Below are 19,014 nucleotides of genomic sequence, written 5' to 3'. Positions count from 1 at the left end.
GTCAGCGACGTGACCGATGCCCACGAGCAAGACGAGACGTTCGAGATCATGATGTCTGGCGGCGCAACGCAGCGGGGACACCTACAGGACCCGAGCGCCGTCACGCTCCACCTGGACCCGCGGCTCCTCGGCGACACCGCCAGGGGCAAGGAGATGTTCGCCCGGGCCATCGAGCAGCAGCACACCGCCCTCTCCGACTACGCCACCGCCATCGAGGCCGCCGACGGTGACGTGACGGCTCCGGCGGTGCAGGACGCCGCGACCGCGCTGCACGAAGCGCTCCAGTTCCTACCGATCGCCCACACCGTGTACACGGGCGCCGGCTTCCCCACCGCCCGCGTCGGGGACGACCCCCGCCCGTCCTCGCTGCGACCGGAACGCGGCGAGCGCGGCCTCGGCGTCCACCCGGACATGCTCACGGCGATCCACGGGGACACCTCGCAGCGCTGGGAGCTCGCGTGCGAAGAGGACCTCCCCCTCGCCGTCGAGATCACCCTGGCGACCGATCCGGACGAGAACGTGCGTTCCGCCTTCCTCATGGGGACGAGGTCACGAACCGTCGTCCTGCTCATGGAACAGCGAGAGACCGACCCGGGCGTCCTCGACCAGCTCGCACAGCAGAGCTTCGCGAGCCCCGAACAGAAGTTCCCGCTGCGGTTCATGCACCTCGCACCGCGTGAGCTCGACGGGCTCTACGAGCTCCTCGGTCTCGATGACGAGGCCGTCGCGCTCGCGAAGGCCCGCTGGGTGCGGGCGCAGGAACGCGACGAGCGCATCACCGTCGGCGACGCACTCCGCGAGATCGGCGCCGTCAGCTGAGCGGCTTGGCGTACCAGCGGTCCGAGTACGGGTCGTCGTTGAACGGCGGGACCCGCATGAAGCCGAGCCGTTCGTAGAGCGCACAGGCCTCGGCGAGCTCGGCGCGGGTGTCCAGGCGCATCGACGTGATCCCGCGTACCCGGCAGACGTCCTCGACGTGGCGCAGGAGCGCCGAACCGAGGCCTCGGCCGCGGTGCTCCGGCAGCGTGAAGACCTTCGTCAGCTCGCCGACGTGGCCGACGAAGCGCACGCCGGCGCAGCCGACAGCGACTCCCCCGTCATCCGCGACGACGAACACCCCGGAGTCCCCCTGCAGGTCGTCGTACGGCTCCTCGTCGAACGCGCGGTCGACCGCGGCCGGCATCGCCGCCCGCCCGTACCACCGCGACGCGACCTCCGTCAGGTAGGCCCGCACGATCGCGTCGGCTCGGACCGAGCCTGGTCGCTCCGTCTCGATGATCATCGCGCCCCTTGATGAGGCATACCATTCAAGCCTTCCGGGGCCCGGTCGGTGACCGGCTGCGGACGGGAGGCGCGGGGCGGGCCCGCACCGGGCCTCCAGGCCGTCAGGTGGTCGCGATCGCGAGCCGCACCCGGATCAGCGGGACGCGGTCGCCTCGCGCGCGGCGGCTTCCGCCGCGACCCAGGCGAGCATGCCGCACTTGACGCGCATGACGAACTTCGAGACGCCGTGGAAGGCGACGAGGTCCTCGAGGACGTCCTCGTCGGGCTCACCGACACCGCGGGACCGCATCATGGTGCGGAACTCCTCGGTCAGTGCGAGGAGCTCCGGCACGGTCCGACCGACGGCCATGTCGGTGAGGACGGATGCCGAGGCCATCGAGATCGAGCAGCCGTCGCCCTGCCAGGCGAGCCCGGCGATGCGGTCGGTGCCCGGGTCGAGGCGCAGACTGACGGTGATCTCGTCACCGCAGGTGGGGTTCCGCTCGAAGTGCGAGGCGTCGGCGTCGGGCAGCTCGCCGTCGCCGTGACGGGCCTTCGCGTGGTCGAGGATGACCTGCTGGTACAGGCTGTCGAGGGCGTTCACGCGGTCGCTCCGAAGTAGTCGCGGACCTCGGCGACGGCCGCGAGGAACCGGTCGACATCGTGCTCGGTCGTGTAGACGTAGGTACTCGCGCGACTGGTCGCGACGAGACCGAGGCGGCGGTGCAGGGGCTGGGCGCAGTGGTGGCCCGACCGGACGGCGATGCCCTGCGCGTCGAGGTACTGCGACACGTCGTGGGCGTGCACGCCGTCGACGTCGAACGCCACCAGTCCGGAGCGCGGGACGCCGGCGGGCGGCCCGACGACGCGGATGCCGGGGACGGCCGCGAGACCGTCGAGCATCCGGCGGGCGAGGTGCTCCTCGTGGGCGCGGACCCGCTCCATGCCGATGCCCTGCAGGTACCGGACGGCCTCGGCGAGGGCGACGGCCTGGGACACGGGCTGGGTGCCGGCTTCGAACCGCTCGGGCGCCGGCATGAACTCGGAGCCCTCCATCGTCACGGTGGTGATCATCGAGCCGCCGGTGCGGAACGGCGGGAGGGCATCGAGCAACTCCGCACGTCCCCAGAGCACGCCGATGCCGTTCGGGCCGAGCATCTTGTGCCCGGAGAACGCGGCGAAGTCGACACCGAGCTGCTGCACGTCGAGGGGCCGGTGCGGTGCGGACTGGCAGGCGTCGAGCACCACGAGGGCGCCGCGGGCGTGGGCGAGGCCGACGACCTGCTCGACGGGGGCGATCATCCCGGTGACGTTCGACACGTGCGAGAACGCGACGACCCTCGTGCGGTCGGTGATCAGCGCGGCGGCGTCGTCGGCGGTCCAGGTGCCGTCGTCGGCGACCGGGATCCAGCGGAGGGTGGCACCGGTCAGCGCGGCGAGTTCCTGCCACGGCACGAGGTTGGCGTGGTGTTCGGCCTCGGTCACGAGGACCTCGTCGCCGGCGCCCAGGCGGAAGCGCTCCGCGTCGGCACCGCCACGACCACGGCTGGCGTTGGCCATGCCGTACGCGACGAGGTTGAGCGCGTCGGTCGCGTTCGCGGTCCAGACGACCTCGGTCGGGGCTGCAGCGCCGATGAAGCCGGCGACGGTGGCGCGGGCGTCCTCGTAGGCGTCCGTGCTGAGCGCCGCGAGCGTGTGGGCACCGCGGTGGACGGCGGCGTTGTCGTGTTCGAGGAACCGGCGCTCGGCGTCGAGGACCTGACGGGGGCGTTCCGCCGTCGCCCCGGAGTCCAGGTACGCCAGCGGCTGCCCGTTCACGTCCTGCGCGAGGATCGGGAAGTCCTGCTTGATCGCCTCGACCTCGGTCTCGGTGAGCGGCTGGTTCGGCGCCACGACTGTCACGACTCGTCCTCCTGGTGCTGCTGTCCGGAGCAACCCGTCCATGGTGTCCGTTGTTCCCGACCGCGTCCAGTCGGCACGTCGACGGCCCGGGACCACGCCGGGTCCCGGGCCGTCGCACGGTGCTTCGCTACTCGTTGCCGAGCTTCTTGTCGGCGGCGTCACGCGCGCCGTCGATCTTCTCGTCGTACTTGCCGCCGGTGGCCTTCTTGACCGCGTCGGCCACACCGCCGAGCACCTTGTCGCTGACGCCCTCGGCCTTCTCGCTCTGCAGGGCGTCCTGGACCTTGCCGTCCTTCAGGAACTCCTGGGCCTTCTTCGTGATGTCGTCGAACCCCGCCATCGGCTGCTCCTCGTCTCGGTGCGGAGCCCGTCGCTCCGTCCTGGCGCCGACAGTAGGCTGCCCGACCCCCGGCCGTACCGGAACGTTCGGGGTCTTCACACCATCTGGGCACTGCGGCGACGGGCGAGCACGTACCCGACGGCGACCGCGCCGGACACCGCGAGCAACGAGGGCACGAGGATGTCGGTGCCCTGTTGCGTGAACTCCACGACGAGCACGAGGGCGGTGAACGGGGCACGCATGGTGGTGGCGAGGAACGCCGCCGCACCGACGAACGCGAAGGCCGCCAGGCTCGGGCCGTCGGCGGGCCACAACAGCAGCCACGCCCCACCCAGACCGCCGCCGATCGCCGATCCGATCGCGATGGACGGAGTCAACGTGCCGCCGACCGCACCCGCGCCGATGGTGGCCGAGGTGGTGACGGTCCGCAGCACACCGAGCAGCAGCAGGAAGACGATCGGCGAGAGGCCGGCGAACGAGGCGTCGTCGAGCGAGCTGTTCATCGCGACGAGGCCGAGCGCCCGACCGTTGCCGAGGATCTCCGGGAACGGGATCGCGATCAGCCCGACCATCGCGAAGACCACGGGCAGCACGACGAGCAGGTGCCAGCCCTTCGGGGCGATGCCCTGCAGCCGGTTGGTCAGCTTGACGAACCCGACCCCGGCGAGCCCCAGCACCGGCCCCACGACGACCGCCCAGACGAGCAGCGACGGCGACAGGTGCATCGCGGGCACGTGGTACAGCACCTCGTCCGGGATCACGAGCCGGGCGGTGATGGCGGCGACGGCACTCGTGGCGAAGGCGGGCAGGGCGGTCGCGAAGCTGATCTCCCCGAGCAGGACCTCGACCGCGAACAGCGCACCACCGAGGGGCACGTCGTACACGGCGGCGAGGCCCGCTGCCGCACCGCAGGCGACGAGGATCTTCGTCTCGCGTGCGGTCAGCCCCGCACGACGGGTGACGAGTTGGGCCAGCCAGGCCCCGACCTCACGCGGCGCGACCTCCTTGCCGATGGAGGCACCGAGCCCGACGGCCAGGATCTGGATGCCGGCGTTCGCGAGCGTCGCCAGGGCCGGCATCCGCGTGCCGTCGACGGCCGCGGTGACCGAGACGATCGAGCGCCCCCACCGTCGGAGCGCCCACCAGGCGAAGCCCGTCAGCAACCCCGCGGCCGTGAGCGCGAGGAAGCGGTTCAGGCCGGACGACGCATCGGCCGCCTCGAGGTGCCCGCCGTATCCGTACCCGAAGGCGACGAACTGGATGAGCTGGAGCGCGAGCCAGACCGCGATGCCGGCGATGCCGCCGGAGACGCCCACCAGGGCGGTGACGACGGCGAGCTTGAGGGCCCAGACCGGGGTCGCGTGTCCGGAGTGCGGCATGACCGGAAGCCTAACGGGGTGGACGGGCCCGATGACGAAGAGGACCGACCATGCGGACGTGGGGCGGGCCTCCAGGCGGTGCCTGCCGGGCGGGGCTGCTCAGAACCAGCGAGGCGGTGCCTGCCGGGCGGGGCTGCTCAGAACCAGCGAGGCGGTGCCTGCCGGGCGGGGCTGCTCAGAACCAGCGCTTGACCTTGAACACCACGTACAGGATCGCGGCGAACAGGACCATCGCGACGATCGACAACGGGTAGCCCCACGTCCAGCCGAGCTCGGGCATGTGCGTGAAGTTCATGCCGTAGATCGCGGCGATGAGCGTCGGGGCGAACAGGATCGCCGCCCAGCCGGAGATGCGCTTCGTGTCGTCGTTCTGCTTCTGCGCAGCCAGGGTCGAGTCGACGGTCAGCGCGTTCTGGAGCAGCTGCCGGAAGGTGTCGAGCCGCTCCACCGTGCGGATGGCGTGGTCGAGGACGTCACGGAACCGACGCTGCATCTCGATCGGCAGGTGGTACTTCTCGGCACCGCGGTGGAGGTTCTCGATGATGTGGATCAGGGGTCGGGCAGCTCGCTGGAAGTCGACGACCTCGCCGAACAGCTCGTACACCCGGCGGGACACCCCGGCCTCGCCGGAGAACAGCTGGTCCTCGATCTGGTTGATGTCCTCCTCGAGTCCGTCGATGACCGGGACGTAGCCGTCGACGATGGAGTCCATCAGCGCCCAGAGCTGCGCCTGCGGCCCGACGGTCACCAGGCCGGGCTTGCCGCTCATCCGCTGCAGCGCCCGGGGCACGGTCTGCTTGCCGCGGGGGTCGGCCTTCACGACCACGAGGAAGAAGGTCTCGCCGACGAAGGCGTGCACCTCGCCGAAGGCCACCTCCTCCTGCCGGTCGTTGTACAGCGCCGGCTTGAGCACCACGAACAGCGTCGAGCCGTAGCGCTCGAGCTTCGGCCGCTGGTGCCCCTCGGCGGAGTCCTCGACGGCGAGCTCGTGCAGGCCGAGGGCGACCGCGACGTCGCCGAGTTCCTGGGCGTCGGGCTGGTGCAGGACGATGCACGCGCTGGCGCCCTGCTCGTCGAGCATCCGGAAGGTGTCGTCGAGGGACGGACTCGCGATCGGGGCGATCCGGTCGATGTAGACGGTGTTCAGTTCGACGCTCACGCGACCACCGTACGCAGGTGCGGCGGGCCGCGGCCCGGCTGCGGCCCGGCTGCGGCCCGGCTCCGGCCCGGTCCTGGAGGCCCGTGGCGCGCCCGCCGGCGCATCCCGCGTCTGCCTGAACGTGCGCTGCACGACCGTCGGCAGTGGCCGCCTACCGTGCAAGTCATCAGCATGCTGACGAAAGGGACTGCCATGAAGAGGATCTGGAAGCGCATCGCGGTGGCCGTGAGCGCGGTCGTCGCCGTCATCGGCGCGTACGTGGGCTCGGGTGCTGCCGGTGGCACGCCCATCCAGGACGCCGCCGGTGGCGCACTGTCGGCGTCCTCGACCGCGATCGCCCCGGACGGCCCGGCGTTCTCGATCTGGAGCGTGGTCTACGCGGGGCTCATCGGCTACGCGGTCCTGCAGCTCGTCCGCACCGCGAACGACGAGCGGCACGAGCGGCTGGTGGTGCCGGCCGTGCTGTCCCTGCTGCTCAACGCCGCGTGGATCCTGTCGGTGCAGTTCGGGTTCCTGTGGGCGAGCGAACCGATCATCGTGGCCCTGCTCGTCGTGCTCGTCTGGACGTTCACGATCCTGCGTCGGACCCGGTCCCGGTCACGAGGCCTCGTCGAGGCGATCCTGACCGACGGCACGTTCGGGCTGTACCTCGGGTGGGTCTGCGTCGCGACCGCCGCCAACACCGCTGCGGTGCTGACGGCGGCGGGCTTCCGGGGCTTCGGGCTCGGGCAGGACCCGTGGGGCGTGGCCGTCGCCGCCGTGGCCGGGCTCGTCGGGGTCCTCATCGCGCTGTGGGGTCGGGGCCGCCTCGCGCCGATGGCCTCGATCGCGTGGGGCCTGGCGTGGGTCGCTGTGGCCCGGTTCGAGGGGCCGCTCGTCTCCGTGCCGACGGCGGTCACGGCCGTGGTGGCTGCGGCGGCCGTGGTCGTCGTGACCGTGGTGGTGCGTGCCCGCGCCGGCTGGATCGGCGGGCGTGCCGGGGCGGCGGCACCGGCGGCGGCCTGAGGCTGGGCTGCCTGCGCCTCGTTTCGCGCTGAGCGACACCTCACGCGGCCGCTGACCCGTGAGGTGTCGCCCAGCGCGAAGACTCGCGAAGACTCGCGCGGGCTCAGCGCTCGGAGGCCGCCAGGCCGTGGGCGGCGGCGACCGCGGCGTTGGTGACCCGGCCGTCGTGCACGTTCAGGCCGGCGGCGAGTGCGGGGTCGGCCTCGAGCGCGGCTTCCCACCCACGGTCGGCGATCGCGACGGCGTAGGGCAGCGTGGCGTTCGTCAGCGAGATCGTGCTCGTGCGCGGGACGGCACCGGGCATGTTCGCCACGCAGTAGTAGACGGTGTCGTGCACGGCGAAGGTCGGGTCGTCATGGGTGGTCGGGTGGGAGCCCTCGAAGCAGCCGCCCTGGTCGATCGCGATGTCGACGAGCACCGAGCCGGGCCGCATGTCGGCCACCATCGCGTCGGTGACGAGCTTGGGGGCCGATGCCCCGGGGATCAGCACCGACCCGATGACCAGGTCGGCGTCGCGCAGGGACTCGGCGATGGCGTGCGCCGACGAGCGCAGAGTCGTGACGCGACCGTCGAACCGGGCGTCCAGTGCCCGGAGCCGCGGCAGGCTGATGTCGAACACGGTGACGTCGGCACCCATGCCGAGCGCCATCGTGGCGGCGTGCTCCCCTGCGACGCCGCCGCCGATGACGACCACGCGGCCCTTCGGCGTGCCGGGGACCCCGCCGAGCAGCAGGCCGCGCCCGCCGTTCGTCCGCATCAGGTGGAACGCGCCGACCTGGGCGGACAGCCGTCCGGCGACCTCGGACATCGGCGACAGCAGGGGCAGCGAGCGGTCCGGCAGCTGCACGGTCTCGTAGGCGATCGCCGTCGCGCCCGAGTCGATCAGCGCGTCGGTCAGCGGTCGGTCGGCGGCGAGGTGCAGGTAGGTGAAGAGCACCTGGCCCGGCCGGATCATCGGGTACTCCGACGCGACCGGCTCCTTCACCTTGAGGATCAGCTCGGCGCGCTCCCAGACCTCGGCCGCGGTGTCGACGATCGTGGCCCCGGCGGTGCGGTACTCGTCGTTGGTGAAGGCCGAGCCGGCTCCGGCACCGGACTGCACCAGGACCTGGTGGCCGTGCGACCCGAGCTCGGCGACACCGGCGGGCGTGGCCGCGACGCGGTACTCGTTGTTCTTGATCTCGGTGGGGACGCCGATGCGCATGCGGACTCCTTCGTGGGCGGTGCGTTCGTCCCGTCCATTGAGCACCAGATTCGCCCACAGCAGCGCAGAGCCGAACATCCGGACAGTGGCAGCGCGATCCGTGTCACGGAATTCGGTGGAACGGCTCCCGGCGCCGGTCGGTCAGCGCCCGCGCAGCGACTCGCTCGGCAGCTCGCCGAAGCGGCCGCGGTAGGTCGCCGAGAAGCGCCCCAGGTGCCCGAACCCCCATGTCCGCGCGACCTCGGCCACGGTCGTCTCGTCGAGGCCACTGCCGACCAGGTCGGTCCGCGCGCCGTCGAGCCGGACGCCGCGCAGGAGTTCCCCCGGCGTCTGGTCGAGGTGCCTGCGGAGCGACTGCTGCAGGCCACGGGGGCTCAGCCCGGCGGCCGCGGCGATCTCCGGCGTGCCGATCGCCTCGCGCGCGTGCTCGTGCACGAACTCGAGCGCCCGGCGCAGCCGGTCGTGCTCGGGGCCGCTGCCGGACACCGTCGCCCGCCAGCGACTGCGGTGCGGGAACGCCCGGATCGCCGCAGTCGCGAAGGCATGGGCGATGTCGTGCTGCACCATCGGACTCATCGACCGGTCGACGTCGAGCCACGTGGCCGAGTACTTCCGCACCACCGACCGCCACAGCGCGATGCCGTCGGCCGTCGGGCGGCGCATCGGCTCGAAGGCGAAGTCGTCGTCACCGGCCACGGCGCGGACGAAGTCGCGGTCCAGGTGCACCAGGTTCAGGGCGATGTCGCGGTGGTGCAGGGCGTACGGCTCGGCGAAGGGCAGCACGACCGGCACCCCGGCCTCGAGCTCGTACGTCTCGCCACCGGAGGTGATCCGGCTTGAGCCGCTCCGCATCCATGCGACCAGGAACTCGTCGTCGACCTGGCTCTCGCTCCGCAGGTCGACCATGAACCGCGACGACCGCAGGGACATCCGCTCGTCACCGACGCCGGCGAAGTCCCAGTGGGCGTTCTCGTGGGTCCGCCGCACCAGGGGCGCGCGGAAGTCGTAGTCACCGGTGAAGAACGCGAGCGCCTGGTCGACGTCGCTGCCGACCATTCGTCGGAAGTACCGCTGACCGGGCTGTTCGAGAGAAAGCACCATGCACCAGAACGTACTTCAGCCCACCGACAAGCTGCATCGGATCCTGACTCAGGGCTGCAGGATCGCCTGCCCCACGCTCTCGTCGAGGATCAGGTCCGTCACCAGCCCGGACGCCAGCGCACCCCGGAGCGACGCGGCCTTCGAGCGGCCCGCGACGACGCAGACACGACGCGGCGCGCGCTTGATCGTGTCGAGGTCGGGTCCGCCGGCTCGGGCGTTCACCCCGATGTCCCGCCACGACCCGTCCGCCCGGTAGAACACCGTCGAGACGTCCCCCACGACCCCCGCCTGCGTGAGCTCGTCACGGTCCTCGGGGTCGAGGTACCCGCCGGAGTACACGTGCGAGGGAACCGGGGCCTGCGGGGCACCGACACCGAACACGACGAGGTCCATCCGCTCGTGCAGGTCGAGCACACGGCGGATCGAGCGCTCCCGGAACAGGGCCTCCTTCGTCGCGGGGTCGTCGAAGAACGCCGGCACCGGGAACTGCTGCACGAACGCGCCGTACGCCTCGCCGAACCGGCGGAGGATCTCGGACGCGTAGACGATGCCGGTGGTCCGGGTGTTGGCGGCACCGTTGATCTGCACGACCGTCGAGCCGTGCGTGGTCTTCGGCACCAGGTACCGGCTGACCGCGCTCACGGTCGAGCCCCACGAGATCCCGATCACCATGTTGGACTCGACGTACTGCGTCAGGATCCGGGCGGCGGACAGGGCGACCCGCTCGAGCCGGTCGACGTCGCTCGTGTGGTCCGGCACCGGGACGACGTGGGCGTGCACCCCGAAGCGCGAGCGGATGCTCCGGCTCAGCGCGGCTGCCTGGTCGAGCGGCGACCGGATCTGGATGTCGACGAGCCCGGTGTCCCTGGCGTACTTCAGCAGCCGCGACACCGACGAGCGCGAGGTGCCGAGTTCGTCGGCGATCGCGTCCATCGTCAGGTCCTGCAGGTAGTACAGGTGGGCGGCGCGCAGCGCCTGCTGCGTGCGCATGGGCTGAGCCGCATCGCTCATGGTGCTCCGATCTGTCGAACGCAACCATGCACGGACGTGCAGGGCCTCTGCAACCCCTGCCGCGCCTCCCGACCGCCGTGTCGGGGCTGGACGACACGTGTGCTGCACGTTCGTGCACGCGAGTTGCCCGCCCTGTCGAACGAGCGCACGATCGATCCTGACCCCACGAACAGACGAAGGAAGCGACGAACCATGTCGAAGAAGACACAGCCCCGGAACACGGTGACCGCCCTCACCGAGCGCCCGAACGCGCAGGTCCTCGTCGTCGGCGGCGGCATCAACGGCATCGCCACGTTCCGCGACCTCGCGCTCCAGGGCGTCGACGTCGCCCTGGTCGAGCGCGGCGACTACGCCTCCGGCGCCTCCGCGGCCTCGAGCCACATGATCCACGGCGGCATCCGCTACCTGGAGAACGGCGAGTTCCGCCTGGTGCGCGAGAGCGTGCAGGAGCGCAACGGCCTGATCCGCATCGCCCCGCACTACGTCAAGCCGCTGCAGACGACCATGCCGATCTTCTCGACGTTCTCGGGCATCATGAACGCCCCGCTGCGCATGCTGACGCACAAGCAGCGCTCCACCAAGGAGCGCGGCGCGATGCTCATCAAGATCGGCATGACGATCTACGACTCCTTCTCGCGCGACGGCGGCTCCGTCCCGAAGCACGTCTTCCGCACCAAGAAGGCCGCGCTCGAGGACATGCCGGCCCTCAACAAGGACCTGAAGTACACGGGCACCTACTACGACGCGAGCGTGCACGAGCCCGAGCGCCTGGCCCTCGACGTCCTGAAGGACGGCCTGGCCGCGGGAGCCGACAAGGCACGCGCCGTCAACTACGTCGAGGCCGCGGGCACGCGCGACGGCGGCGTCCTGCTCCGCGACCGTGAGACCGGCGACGAGTTCGTGTTCACGGCCGACGTCGTGATCAACGCCTCCGGCCCCTGGACCGACCTGACGAACGAGGCGTTCGGCGGCGAGACGAAGTTCATGGGCGGCACGAAGGGCTCGCACATCGTCGTCCACAACGACGAGCTGCTCGAGGCCACCAAGGGCCGCGAGCTGTTCTTCGAGAACGACGACGGCCGCATCGTCCTCATCTACCCGCTCAAGGGCCGGGTGCTCATCGGCACGACCGACATCGACGCCGACCCGTCGAAGCCGGTCACGACGACCGACGAGGAGATCGACTACTTCTTCGGGCTCGTGAAGCACGTGTTCCCGCAGATCGAGGTCACCCGCGACCACATCGTCTACAGCTACTCGGGCATCCGTCCGCTCCCCCGCCACGAGGACACCGCCCCCGGCTTCGTGTCCCGCGACTACCGGATCGTGGACACCCAGATCGCCGGGCTGCCGAAGTCGACCGTGCTGTCGCTCGTCGGTGGCAAGTGGACGACGTTCCGCGCCCTCGCTGCACACCTGTCCACCGAGGCGACGACCAAGCTCGGCATGAGCCGCAAGGTCGACACCACCGGCATGCCGATCGGCGGTGGCAAGGAGTTCCCGACCACCGACGCGCAGCGTGCCCTGTGGATCAAGTCGCACCGTGACGGCCTGGACGAGTCACTGGTCGAGGGGCTGCTCGAGCGCTACGGCACCCGTGCCGCCGAGGTCGTGGACGTCCTGACCGACGGCCCGGTCGAGCCGCTCGAGTCCGACCCGTCGCTCACCCGCGCCGAGGTCGCGTACTTCGCCCGCCACGAGCAGGCCGTCCACCTGGTCGACGTCGTCCTGCGCCGCACGAACCTGGCGTTCGTCGGCGGGGTCACGATCGACCTGCTCGACGAGCTGGCCGACGTGCTCGCCGAGGCGCTCGGCTGGACGACCGAGGAGCGTGCGGACGAGGTCCAGCGCACGCTCGACGTTCTGCGTGAGTCGCACGGCGTGATCGTGCCGCTGACGGCGGCGTCGGCGTCGCAGCTCGCGTAGTCGACGCGACTGACGACGGACGGGAGGCCCGGTACCAGCTGGTACCGGGCCTCCCGTCCGTCCGCTGGTCGCGTCAGAACCGCTCGCCGGTGGGGTCGAGCGCCGTGCGGTCGATGAGCTGGTCGCCGCCGACCGGCTCGCCTTCCCAGTCGACCAGGCGCCAGCCGTCGGCGGACGAGCCCTCGAGCTCGACGATGCCGGTGTTCTCCAGGTGGCGCTTCGTGCCGAAGTGGTCGGGGGTGTTCTGCGCCGCGGCACTCGCCCACGTGCGGATCGCGGCACCGTGGCTGACGGCAGCGGCGACCGCGACCCCGGTGGCCTCGATCTGCCGGACGGCGTCGTCGTAGCGCGCGAAGAACTCGAGGCCGCTCTCGGCACCGGGCATCCGGGTCGTGCGGTCGCCGCCGGACCAGCCGTGCACGGTCGAGATGTAGGTCTGCACCGAGACCTTGTCGTTCTTGCCCTGGGTGTCGCCCGCCTCGATCTCGCGCAGGCCGGGCAGCACCACGGGCTCGAGGCCGAGCGAGGTCGCGAGGGGAGCCGCCGTGATCTGCGTCCGGACCATCGACGACACGAACAGTCGCTCGATCCCGCGGTCGGCGAGCGCTGCGGGCAGGGCGTCGGCCTGCTGCTGTCCGAGCTCGGTCAGCCCCGGTCCGGGCACCACGGCGTCGAGGACGCCGTTCACGTTCGCGGGGGTCTGGCCGTGGCGGATGAGCAGCAGTCGCATGCCGCCACCCTACGGACCGCCGCCGACGTCAGCCCTGCCGGGTGTTCCAGCGGGGGTTCTTCTTGTTGATGACGTAGACGCGGCCCCGGCGTCGGACCACCTGCGAGCCGGGGATCTTCTTGAGCGCCTTGAGGGAGTTGCGGACCTTCACGACGAGCCTCCTTGTTGAGAACGGTTTTCAGTTACAGTAGCGCACATGCGTGCTGCTGCCATCACCCTCGTCACCGCCCTCCACGAGGGCGACGCCGACCGCGTCGCCGCCCGGATCACCACCGGGCACCGGATGCACGTCGCCGGGAGCGCGTTCGCGTCGGCCCGTGCCGTCGCCGACCGCGCCGATCAGCTCGACCGCGTGTGCGGCCCCGAGGCGGACCACGGGCTCGTCGTCACCCTGCACCCCGGTGCCGATGCCCGCGCCGTCGGCATGCTGCTCGCCAACGCGGCACGGTCCGAGACCGGCGACGACCGGGTGCTCCGGCACGTCGTCGGGGTGCTGCGGGCCGACGACGTCGCGCACCTGCTGTGGTCGGACGTCGACGACGCCTTCGTGGCCGCGGACCGGATGGCCGCGCTCGTCGAGTACGCGACGGTGATCGCCCTCGACCGCATCGAACCGCTGTCCGGCCGTCGGCGTCGGGCGCTCGTGTCACTGCTGCACCGGATGGCGCCCCAGGCTGTGATCGTCGCCCTGCCCGCGATCCGCAGCGCCGCCGACCTGCCAGCTTCGAACGGCGGAGCCGCGCGGGTGCTCGCGACCGGCGCCGGCTGGATGCGTGCCCTGTCGAGCGGGGCGGACACCGGGCGCGAGGCCCGCGACGCCCTGGTCGCGATGCGCTACCGGGAGCCGCTGCCGTTCCACCCCGGACGACTGTCCACCGTCATCGCCGAGGACCTGTCCGCCGGGGTGAACGGCCGCGTGCTGCGGTCGCGGGGGTTCTTCCGCCTGGCGTCCCGGCCGGACCACGTCGGGTCGTGGTCGAGCTTCGGGTCGATGCTCGCACTCGACCCCACCGCGAACCCGTCGTGGGACGCCGACGCCCCGATCGGGCAGGCGCTGTGGTTCGTCGGCGAGCAGCTCGACGTCCGGGCGATCGAGCGGGCGCTCGACGGGGCGCTGCTCACGCCGTCGGAGCTGCTCGCCGGGCCGGACGTGTGGCGCGGCTGGCCGGACCCGTTCCCCGTGTGGCCGGTGGTGGACCCGGCGTCGGAGCATCGGCACGAGTGAGGCGGGTGCGGCGGGTGCGGCGGGTGCGGTGGGTGCGGTGGGCCGGTGCGGACGCCGAACGACACTGTCGATGTCGTACGACAGCGACATCGACGTTCCCCGAACCGTGCAACAGCCCGCGCCCGCAAAGAACGACGGAGTCGCTGTCGTACGACAACGACCCCGTCGTTCCACCTCGGCCGGACACACCCCGCCGCCCGATCCCCCACACGAGTCAGCGCACCGGCGACGCCTCCCGCGCAGCAGCCTCCCGCGCAGCAGCCTCCCGCGCAGCAGCAGCAGCCGCCGCGTCCTGCGCCGCGAACGGCAGGTCCCCGAGGTCCAGGTGCGGGTTCGTGTCCTGCGTGAGCACGAGCTCCTTCGCCTGGTCCTCGGTCTCCACCGCCGGCATCGACCCGGGCAGCGGGCGCTGCGAGGACTCCTTCATGCAGAAGACACCGATCGCACCGACGACGCTCATCGCCATCAGGAAGTACGCCGGGGCGAGCTCGTCACCCGTCGCGGTGAGCAGCGCCTGCACGATGAGAGGGGTGGTCCCACCGAACACCGCGATCGCGATGTTGTAGGCGAAGCCCATGCCGCCGTACCGCGTCGAGGTCGGGAACAGCGCCGGCAGCGAGGCAGCCTGGTTCGACACCCACAGCGCCGTCATCAGTGCGAGCAACCCGAGGCCGGCGAGGGTCGACCACTGCGCCCCGTGCCCGATCAGCATGAACGCCGGCACGACGAGCACGACGGTGGTGGCGGCACCGATCCACATCACGACGCGGCGGCCGAGGCGGTCGGACAGCTTGCCGGTCAGCGGCAGCATGACCGCGAGCAGGAGGAGCACCGGGATCGTCAGCAGGGTGCCGTCGATGGCGGAGTACCCGAGCGAGTCGGTCAGGTACGTCGGCATGTACGAGGTCAGCGCGTAGCCCACGGTGTTCGACGCGGCGACGAGCATGATCGCGATGACGATCGGACGCCAGTGCTGGCGGACCATCGCGACGACGTTGGCCGGGCGCTCACCGTCGAAGGACGCGCGGGACTCGGTCGCGGCCTCCTGCGCGGCCTGGGTCGCCTGGAACACCGGCGACTCCTCGATGCGCAGGCGGAAGTAGATCGCGACGACACCGATCACGCCGGCGGCGAGGAACGGGAACCGCCAGCCGTAGGCGGTCATCACCTCCTCGCCGAGGGTGATCTGCAGGACCGAGACGACCGTGGCGCCGAGCGCGAAGCCCAGGTAGCTGCCGAAGTCCAGGATGCTCGCGAAGAACCCGCGGCGGCGGTCCGGGGCGTACTCGGTCACGAAGGTCGTCGCCCCGGCGTACTCACCACCGGTCGAGAATCCCTGCGCGAGCTTCAGCACGACGAGCAGGATCGGACCGAACACCCCGATGGTCGCGTACGAGGGCAGTGCCCCGATCAGGAACGTCGACGCCGCCATCATGATCAGCGTCGTCGCGAGCACCTTCTGCCGGCCGATCTTGTCGCCGAGGCGTCCGAACACGATGCCACCGAGCGGCCGCGCGATGTACGTCGCCGCGAACACCCCGAGGCTGAACAGGATCTGCACCGCGGGTTCGGCCGTCGGCAGGAAGACCTTCCCCATCGTCACGGCCAGGTAGCCGTACACGCCGACGTCGTACCACTCCATGGTGTTGCCGACGACCATGCCGCTGACTGCTCGGCGCATCATGCTCTTGTCGACCACGGTGACGTCGCTCTCGCGCAGTCGTCGGTGCGGTCGGGTGTGGGTACTGCTGGGGTCGGAACCCATGCATCGCTCCTCGAGAAGATCGGTGGGCCGTCGGGTACCGGCCCAGAACAGCCGACGACGTTACCGAGCGACCGAAATGTCATTGGCCGGTGATTCTCAGGGAACGGCGTGTCACCCGATCGGGGGTCACGGTCGATCCGCACCAGCTCGCGGAACCGCGGAGCTGAGTAACGAGGCCGTAACATCGGGCCCATGGCGATCGAACCCGAGACGAAGAACTGGACATGGGTCATCGAGTCCGCATGTCCCGAGTGCGGCTACGACGGCAGCACCGTGACGATCCGCGACGTGCCGGGCATCATCGACGAGAACACCGCCGGGTGGCACGAGGCGCTCGGGCGCGACGATGTGCGCGACCGTCCGGACGACCACACCTGGTCACCGCTCGAGTACGGCGCCCACGTGCGGGACGTGCACCGGAAGATGGCCGAGCGCCTCGAGCTGATGCTCACCGAGGAGGCCCCGACCTTCGCGAACTGGGACCAGGATGCCACCGCCGTCGAGGACCGCTACGGCGAGCAGGACCCCGCGGTCGTCGCCGAGGAGCTGCGGGAGTCGGCCGACCGCGCGGCCCGGGCCTTCGCCGCGGTGCCCGACGAGGTGCTCGAGCGCACCGGCCTCCGGTCCGACGGCAGCGCCTTCACCGTCGCGACCCTCGCCACCTACTACGCGCACGACCCGGTGCACCACCTGTGGGACGTGCGGCGCACGCCCTAGACGTGGGGACCGCCGGCCTGGAGGCGCGGTGCGGCCCCGCCCCGTGCCTCCCGGCCGCAGGCGGTCACCTCCAGAACGGGGCGTACCTGCCGGATCCGGGCGTACCTACCGGATCCGGGCATACCTACCCGAACCGGGCGTACCGACCGGAACCGGGCGTACCTACCGGAACCGGGCGTACCTACCGGAACCGGGCGTACCTGCCACGAAGAAACGACCAGGTACGCCCGGATCCACCCTCCATCGCACGCGTGATGGGAAGGAACGGGCGCCGAGCCGGAGCGCTCAGGCGAGCGCGTCGAGCACGGCACGCGCCGTCGCGGCGTCCGTCACCAACTCGTTGACCAGCCCGCCCCGCACCGCGGCCACGATGCTCGTGACCTTGGCGCTGCCGACGGCGACCCCGACGGCGTGCGGCACGGTCGACAGGACCTCGCGCGAGGTCCGCACCATCCGCTCGCTGCCGGGGAACTCGATCGGCGAGCCGTCCGCGGCGTAGAAGTTCAGGCAGACGTCACCGGCGGCCCGGTCGAACGCGGCGTCCTCGACCGGGATGCCCCGGGCCAGGGCGTCCCGCGTGTGGGTCGGCGCGCCGATGCCGAGGATCGCGCCCTTCGCCCGGCTCCACAGTCCGACGACGTGCTGGAACGCCGGGTCCTCGTCGAGGGTGGACCGCATCGCCGGGGACGGCAGCGCCTGGGCGAACAGGAACGCCGGGATCGCCCCGGAGTGCTCCGCGGCCGTCCGGGTGATCTCGTTCGTCTGGAACCACGGCATCGGGTCGGCCTGCCCGCCCACGGTGGGTACGAGCTGCACGCCGGGCATGGTCGGCATGCCGGACCGTGCGACGTCGTAGACGGTGCGACCGGACGACATCAGGACGGCGTCGCCGGGGACGAGTCCCATGCCCTCGACCGCAGCCGCCAGGGGCGCGGCGAGGTCGGCGCCGAGCGTGGCCGCGTGGGTGACCGCGGCGAGGTGCACGGCGCGGAGTCCGAGCACGACCTGCAGGCGTTCGGCGAGCGCCACGGTCTCGTCCTGGAACGGGTCGACGACCTCGATGCGGACGAGTCCGGCCTTGCGGGCCTCAGCCACGAGCCGCGAGACGGTCGGGCGCGAGACACCGAGGCGCGAGGCGATCTCGACCTGCGTGGCGTCCTCGAGGTAGTACATCCGCGCCGCCTGGTAGACGGTGTCCAGCGGGAACCGGGTCCGCGACGCGTCGGGGCCAGGGCCAGGGCCAGGGCCAGCGGTGCTCTCGGACGACATGGAGCGGGACCCTTCGACTCGATCGGACACCGCGATCGTAGTCCGAGCAGGGCTCAGCGGATCGTGAACCCGCCGTCCACACGGAGGTCTGCACCGTTCACCATGGCGCTCGACTCCCCCGCCAGGAACAGCACGGCTGCGGCGATCTCGTCGGGGGTGGCGAAGCGGCCGGTCGGGATCTCGTCCTGGTGCCGGATGCCGTTCTCGTTCGCCCAGGCCGCACGGCCGAGGTCGGTCAGGACGACGGTCGGCGACACGGTGTTCACGGTGACGCCGCGGCCACCCCACTCGAGTGCGAGCACGGTCGTCAGGCCGATGACGCCGGCCTTCGAGGCACAGTAGGCGGCGTGGCCGTCGATGCCCACGTGGGCCGCCTGCGACGCGATGTTCACGATCCGCCCGTACCCGGCGTCGAGCATGTGCCGGCCGACGGCCTGCGCCACCCGGAACGTGCCGGTGAGGTTGACGTCGATGGTCGCCGCCCAGGTCTCGGCGGCCAGGTCCTCCGCCGGGGCGAGGGCGGCGATGCCGGCGCAGTTCACCAGGACGTCGACGCCGCCGAAGTGCCGGACGACGTCCGCCACGGTGCGGGTCACGGAGTCGGCGTCGGTCACGTCGCAGGCGAAGCCGGCATGGAGGCCCGTGGGCGCGTCCGCCCCGTCGGCCTGGGTGTCCGTTCCGGTCGTCACGGGCGCGGCGGACCCTGGCAGGGCGGACGAGGGCAGGTCTGCCGCCGCCGACCTGGCACCGTCGGCACGGACGTCGACAACGGCGACGCGGGCGCCCCGCGCAGCCAGTGCCCGCGCGATGGCGTTGCCGATGCCGGACGCCCCGCCGGTCACCACCGCCGTGCGGCCGCTGAAGTCGTTGGTCAGGTCGATCGTGTCGGGGCCCGGTCGGAGGGCCGCGGCGAAGTCCGTCGTCATGTTCGCTCCCTTGCGTTCGGTGCCGAACCTACCAGAAATTGTGTTCTGGACAAACGTTCTCGAAGGTGTACAGTCATCGCCGAAGCCACCCA

At 71.4% G+C, this 19,014-nt stretch carries 19 protein-coding genes; 5 read left to right on the top strand and 14 right to left on the bottom strand.

From position 1 onward, the window contains the following. Positions 1 to 9: 9 nt before the first annotated feature. Entirely contained in the window at positions 10 to 819 is an 810-nt protein-coding gene (locus KK087_RS01860; protein WP_214564010.1) for a hypothetical protein, read from the top strand. On the opposite strand, the gene KK087_RS01855 is transcribed toward KK087_RS01860, so the two are convergent. From KK087_RS01855 to KK087_RS01830, 6 genes are all read right to left on the bottom strand, one after another. After that, positions 812 to 1,282 (bottom strand): GNAT family N-acetyltransferase, encoded by a 471-nt coding sequence (locus KK087_RS01855; protein WP_214564009.1) that lies wholly within the window; start codon positions 1,280 to 1,282, stop codon positions 812 to 814. The genes KK087_RS01860 and KK087_RS01855 overlap by 8 nt on opposite strands. A gap of 135 nt (positions 1,283 to 1,417) precedes the next feature. Further along, a complete protein-coding gene (sufU, locus tag KK087_RS01850; RefSeq protein WP_214564008.1) occupies positions 1,418 to 1,867 on the bottom strand; it encodes a Fe-S cluster assembly sulfur transfer protein SufU in 450 nt (149 codons plus the stop codon). Continuing rightward, positions 1,864 to 3,156 (bottom strand): aminotransferase class V-fold PLP-dependent enzyme, encoded by a 1,293-nt coding sequence (locus KK087_RS01845; RefSeq protein ID WP_214564036.1) that lies wholly within the window; start codon positions 3,154 to 3,156, stop codon positions 1,864 to 1,866. Before KK087_RS01845 ends, sufU begins: the two co-directional genes overlap by 4 nt. Before the next feature lie 136 nt (positions 3,157 to 3,292). Then, complete coding sequence (locus KK087_RS01840) at positions 3,293 to 3,505, bottom strand: Rv0909 family putative TA system antitoxin (protein WP_214531562.1); 213 nt, start codon at positions 3,503 to 3,505, stop codon at positions 3,293 to 3,295. 95 nt (positions 3,506 to 3,600) lie between these two features. Then, on the bottom strand, positions 3,601 to 4,884 hold the full coding sequence (locus tag KK087_RS01835; RefSeq protein ID WP_214564007.1) for a chloride channel protein: 1,284 nt from the start codon (positions 4,882 to 4,884) through the stop codon (positions 3,601 to 3,603). 175 nt (positions 4,885 to 5,059) lie between these two features. After that, positions 5,060 to 6,043 (bottom strand): magnesium and cobalt transport protein CorA, encoded by a 984-nt coding sequence (locus KK087_RS01830; RefSeq protein ID WP_214564006.1) that lies wholly within the window; start codon positions 6,041 to 6,043, stop codon positions 5,060 to 5,062. Between the two features lie 192 nt (positions 6,044 to 6,235). On the opposite strand from KK087_RS01830, the gene KK087_RS01825 reads away from it, so the two are divergent. Next, the gene (locus KK087_RS01825) at positions 6,236 to 7,048 is read left to right on the top strand and encodes a TspO/MBR family protein (RefSeq protein WP_214564005.1); all 813 of its coding nucleotides are present in this window, start codon (positions 6,236 to 6,238) and stop codon (positions 7,046 to 7,048) included. A 103-nt stretch (positions 7,049 to 7,151) separates the two neighbouring features. On the opposite strand, the gene ald is transcribed toward KK087_RS01825, so the two are convergent. The 3 genes from ald to KK087_RS01810 all read right to left on the bottom strand — a co-directional run bounded on the left by ald (position 7,152) and on the right by KK087_RS01810 (position 10,364). Further along, entirely contained in the window at positions 7,152 to 8,252 is a 1,101-nt protein-coding gene (ald, locus tag KK087_RS01820; RefSeq protein ID WP_214564004.1) for an alanine dehydrogenase, read from the bottom strand. Between the two features lie 141 nt (positions 8,253 to 8,393). Next, positions 8,394 to 9,353: an AraC family transcriptional regulator gene (locus tag KK087_RS01815; protein ID WP_214564003.1), complete on the bottom strand. Its 960-nt coding sequence runs from the start codon at positions 9,351 to 9,353 to the stop codon at positions 8,394 to 8,396. A 48-nt stretch (positions 9,354 to 9,401) separates the two neighbouring features. Next, positions 9,402 to 10,364: a sugar-binding transcriptional regulator gene (locus tag KK087_RS01810; protein ID WP_250896470.1), complete on the bottom strand. Its 963-nt coding sequence runs from the start codon at positions 10,362 to 10,364 to the stop codon at positions 9,402 to 9,404. A 192-nt stretch (positions 10,365 to 10,556) separates the two neighbouring features. On the opposite strand from KK087_RS01810, the gene KK087_RS01805 reads away from it, so the two are divergent. Then, a complete protein-coding gene (locus KK087_RS01805) occupies positions 10,557 to 12,290 on the top strand; it encodes a glycerol-3-phosphate dehydrogenase/oxidase (protein WP_214531556.1) in 1,734 nt (577 codons plus the stop codon). 73 nt (positions 12,291 to 12,363) lie between these two features. Here the strand turns inward: KK087_RS01805 and KK087_RS01800 are convergent, their stop codons facing one another. Together KK087_RS01800 and ykgO are read right to left on the bottom strand one after the other, a co-directional pair. After that, positions 12,364 to 13,020, bottom strand: a complete 657-nt coding sequence (locus KK087_RS01800) for a histidine phosphatase family protein (protein WP_214564002.1) — start codon at positions 13,018 to 13,020, stop codon at positions 12,364 to 12,366. Between the two features lie 28 nt (positions 13,021 to 13,048). Then, positions 13,049 to 13,171, bottom strand: a complete 123-nt coding sequence (ykgO, locus tag KK087_RS01795; RefSeq protein ID WP_017888460.1) for a type B 50S ribosomal protein L36 — start codon at positions 13,169 to 13,171, stop codon at positions 13,049 to 13,051. Positions 13,172 to 13,216: 45 nt separating this feature from the next. Here ykgO and KK087_RS01790 point away from each other — a divergent pair, with 45 nt between their 5' ends. Beyond that, a complete protein-coding gene (locus KK087_RS01790) occupies positions 13,217 to 14,245 on the top strand; it encodes a GTP-binding protein (protein ID WP_214564001.1) in 1,029 nt (342 codons plus the stop codon). Positions 14,246 to 14,459: 214 nt separating this feature from the next. On the opposite strand, the gene KK087_RS01785 is transcribed toward KK087_RS01790, so the two are convergent. Continuing rightward, entirely contained in the window at positions 14,460 to 16,010 is a 1,551-nt protein-coding gene (locus tag KK087_RS01785; protein WP_214564000.1) for an MFS transporter, read from the bottom strand. 192 nt (positions 16,011 to 16,202) lie between these two features. Between KK087_RS01785 and KK087_RS01780 the strand changes: the two genes are divergently transcribed. Beyond that, a complete protein-coding gene (locus KK087_RS01780; RefSeq protein WP_214563999.1) occupies positions 16,203 to 16,727 on the top strand; it encodes a DinB family protein in 525 nt (174 codons plus the stop codon). A gap of 285 nt (positions 16,728 to 17,012) precedes the next feature. Here the strand turns inward: KK087_RS01780 and KK087_RS01775 are convergent, their stop codons facing one another. Both KK087_RS01775 and KK087_RS01770 read right to left on the bottom strand, forming a co-directional pair. Beyond that, positions 17,013 to 17,996, bottom strand: a complete 984-nt coding sequence (locus tag KK087_RS01775) for a sugar-binding transcriptional regulator (protein ID WP_214543949.1) — start codon at positions 17,994 to 17,996, stop codon at positions 17,013 to 17,015. A gap of 53 nt (positions 17,997 to 18,049) precedes the next feature. After that, on the bottom strand, positions 18,050 to 18,922 hold the full coding sequence (locus KK087_RS01770; protein WP_250900693.1) for a GolD/DthD family dehydrogenase: 873 nt from the start codon (positions 18,920 to 18,922) through the stop codon (positions 18,050 to 18,052). Positions 18,923 to 19,014 lie beyond the last annotated feature (92 nt).

It is taken from the genome of Curtobacterium aurantiacum (assembly GCF_018598555.1).
Classification (GTDB): domain Bacteria; phylum Actinomycetota; class Actinomycetes; order Actinomycetales; family Microbacteriaceae; genus Curtobacterium; species Curtobacterium aurantiacum.
Note: the sequence above shows the minus strand (reverse complement) of the source record. Positions and strands in the feature narration are given on the sequence as shown.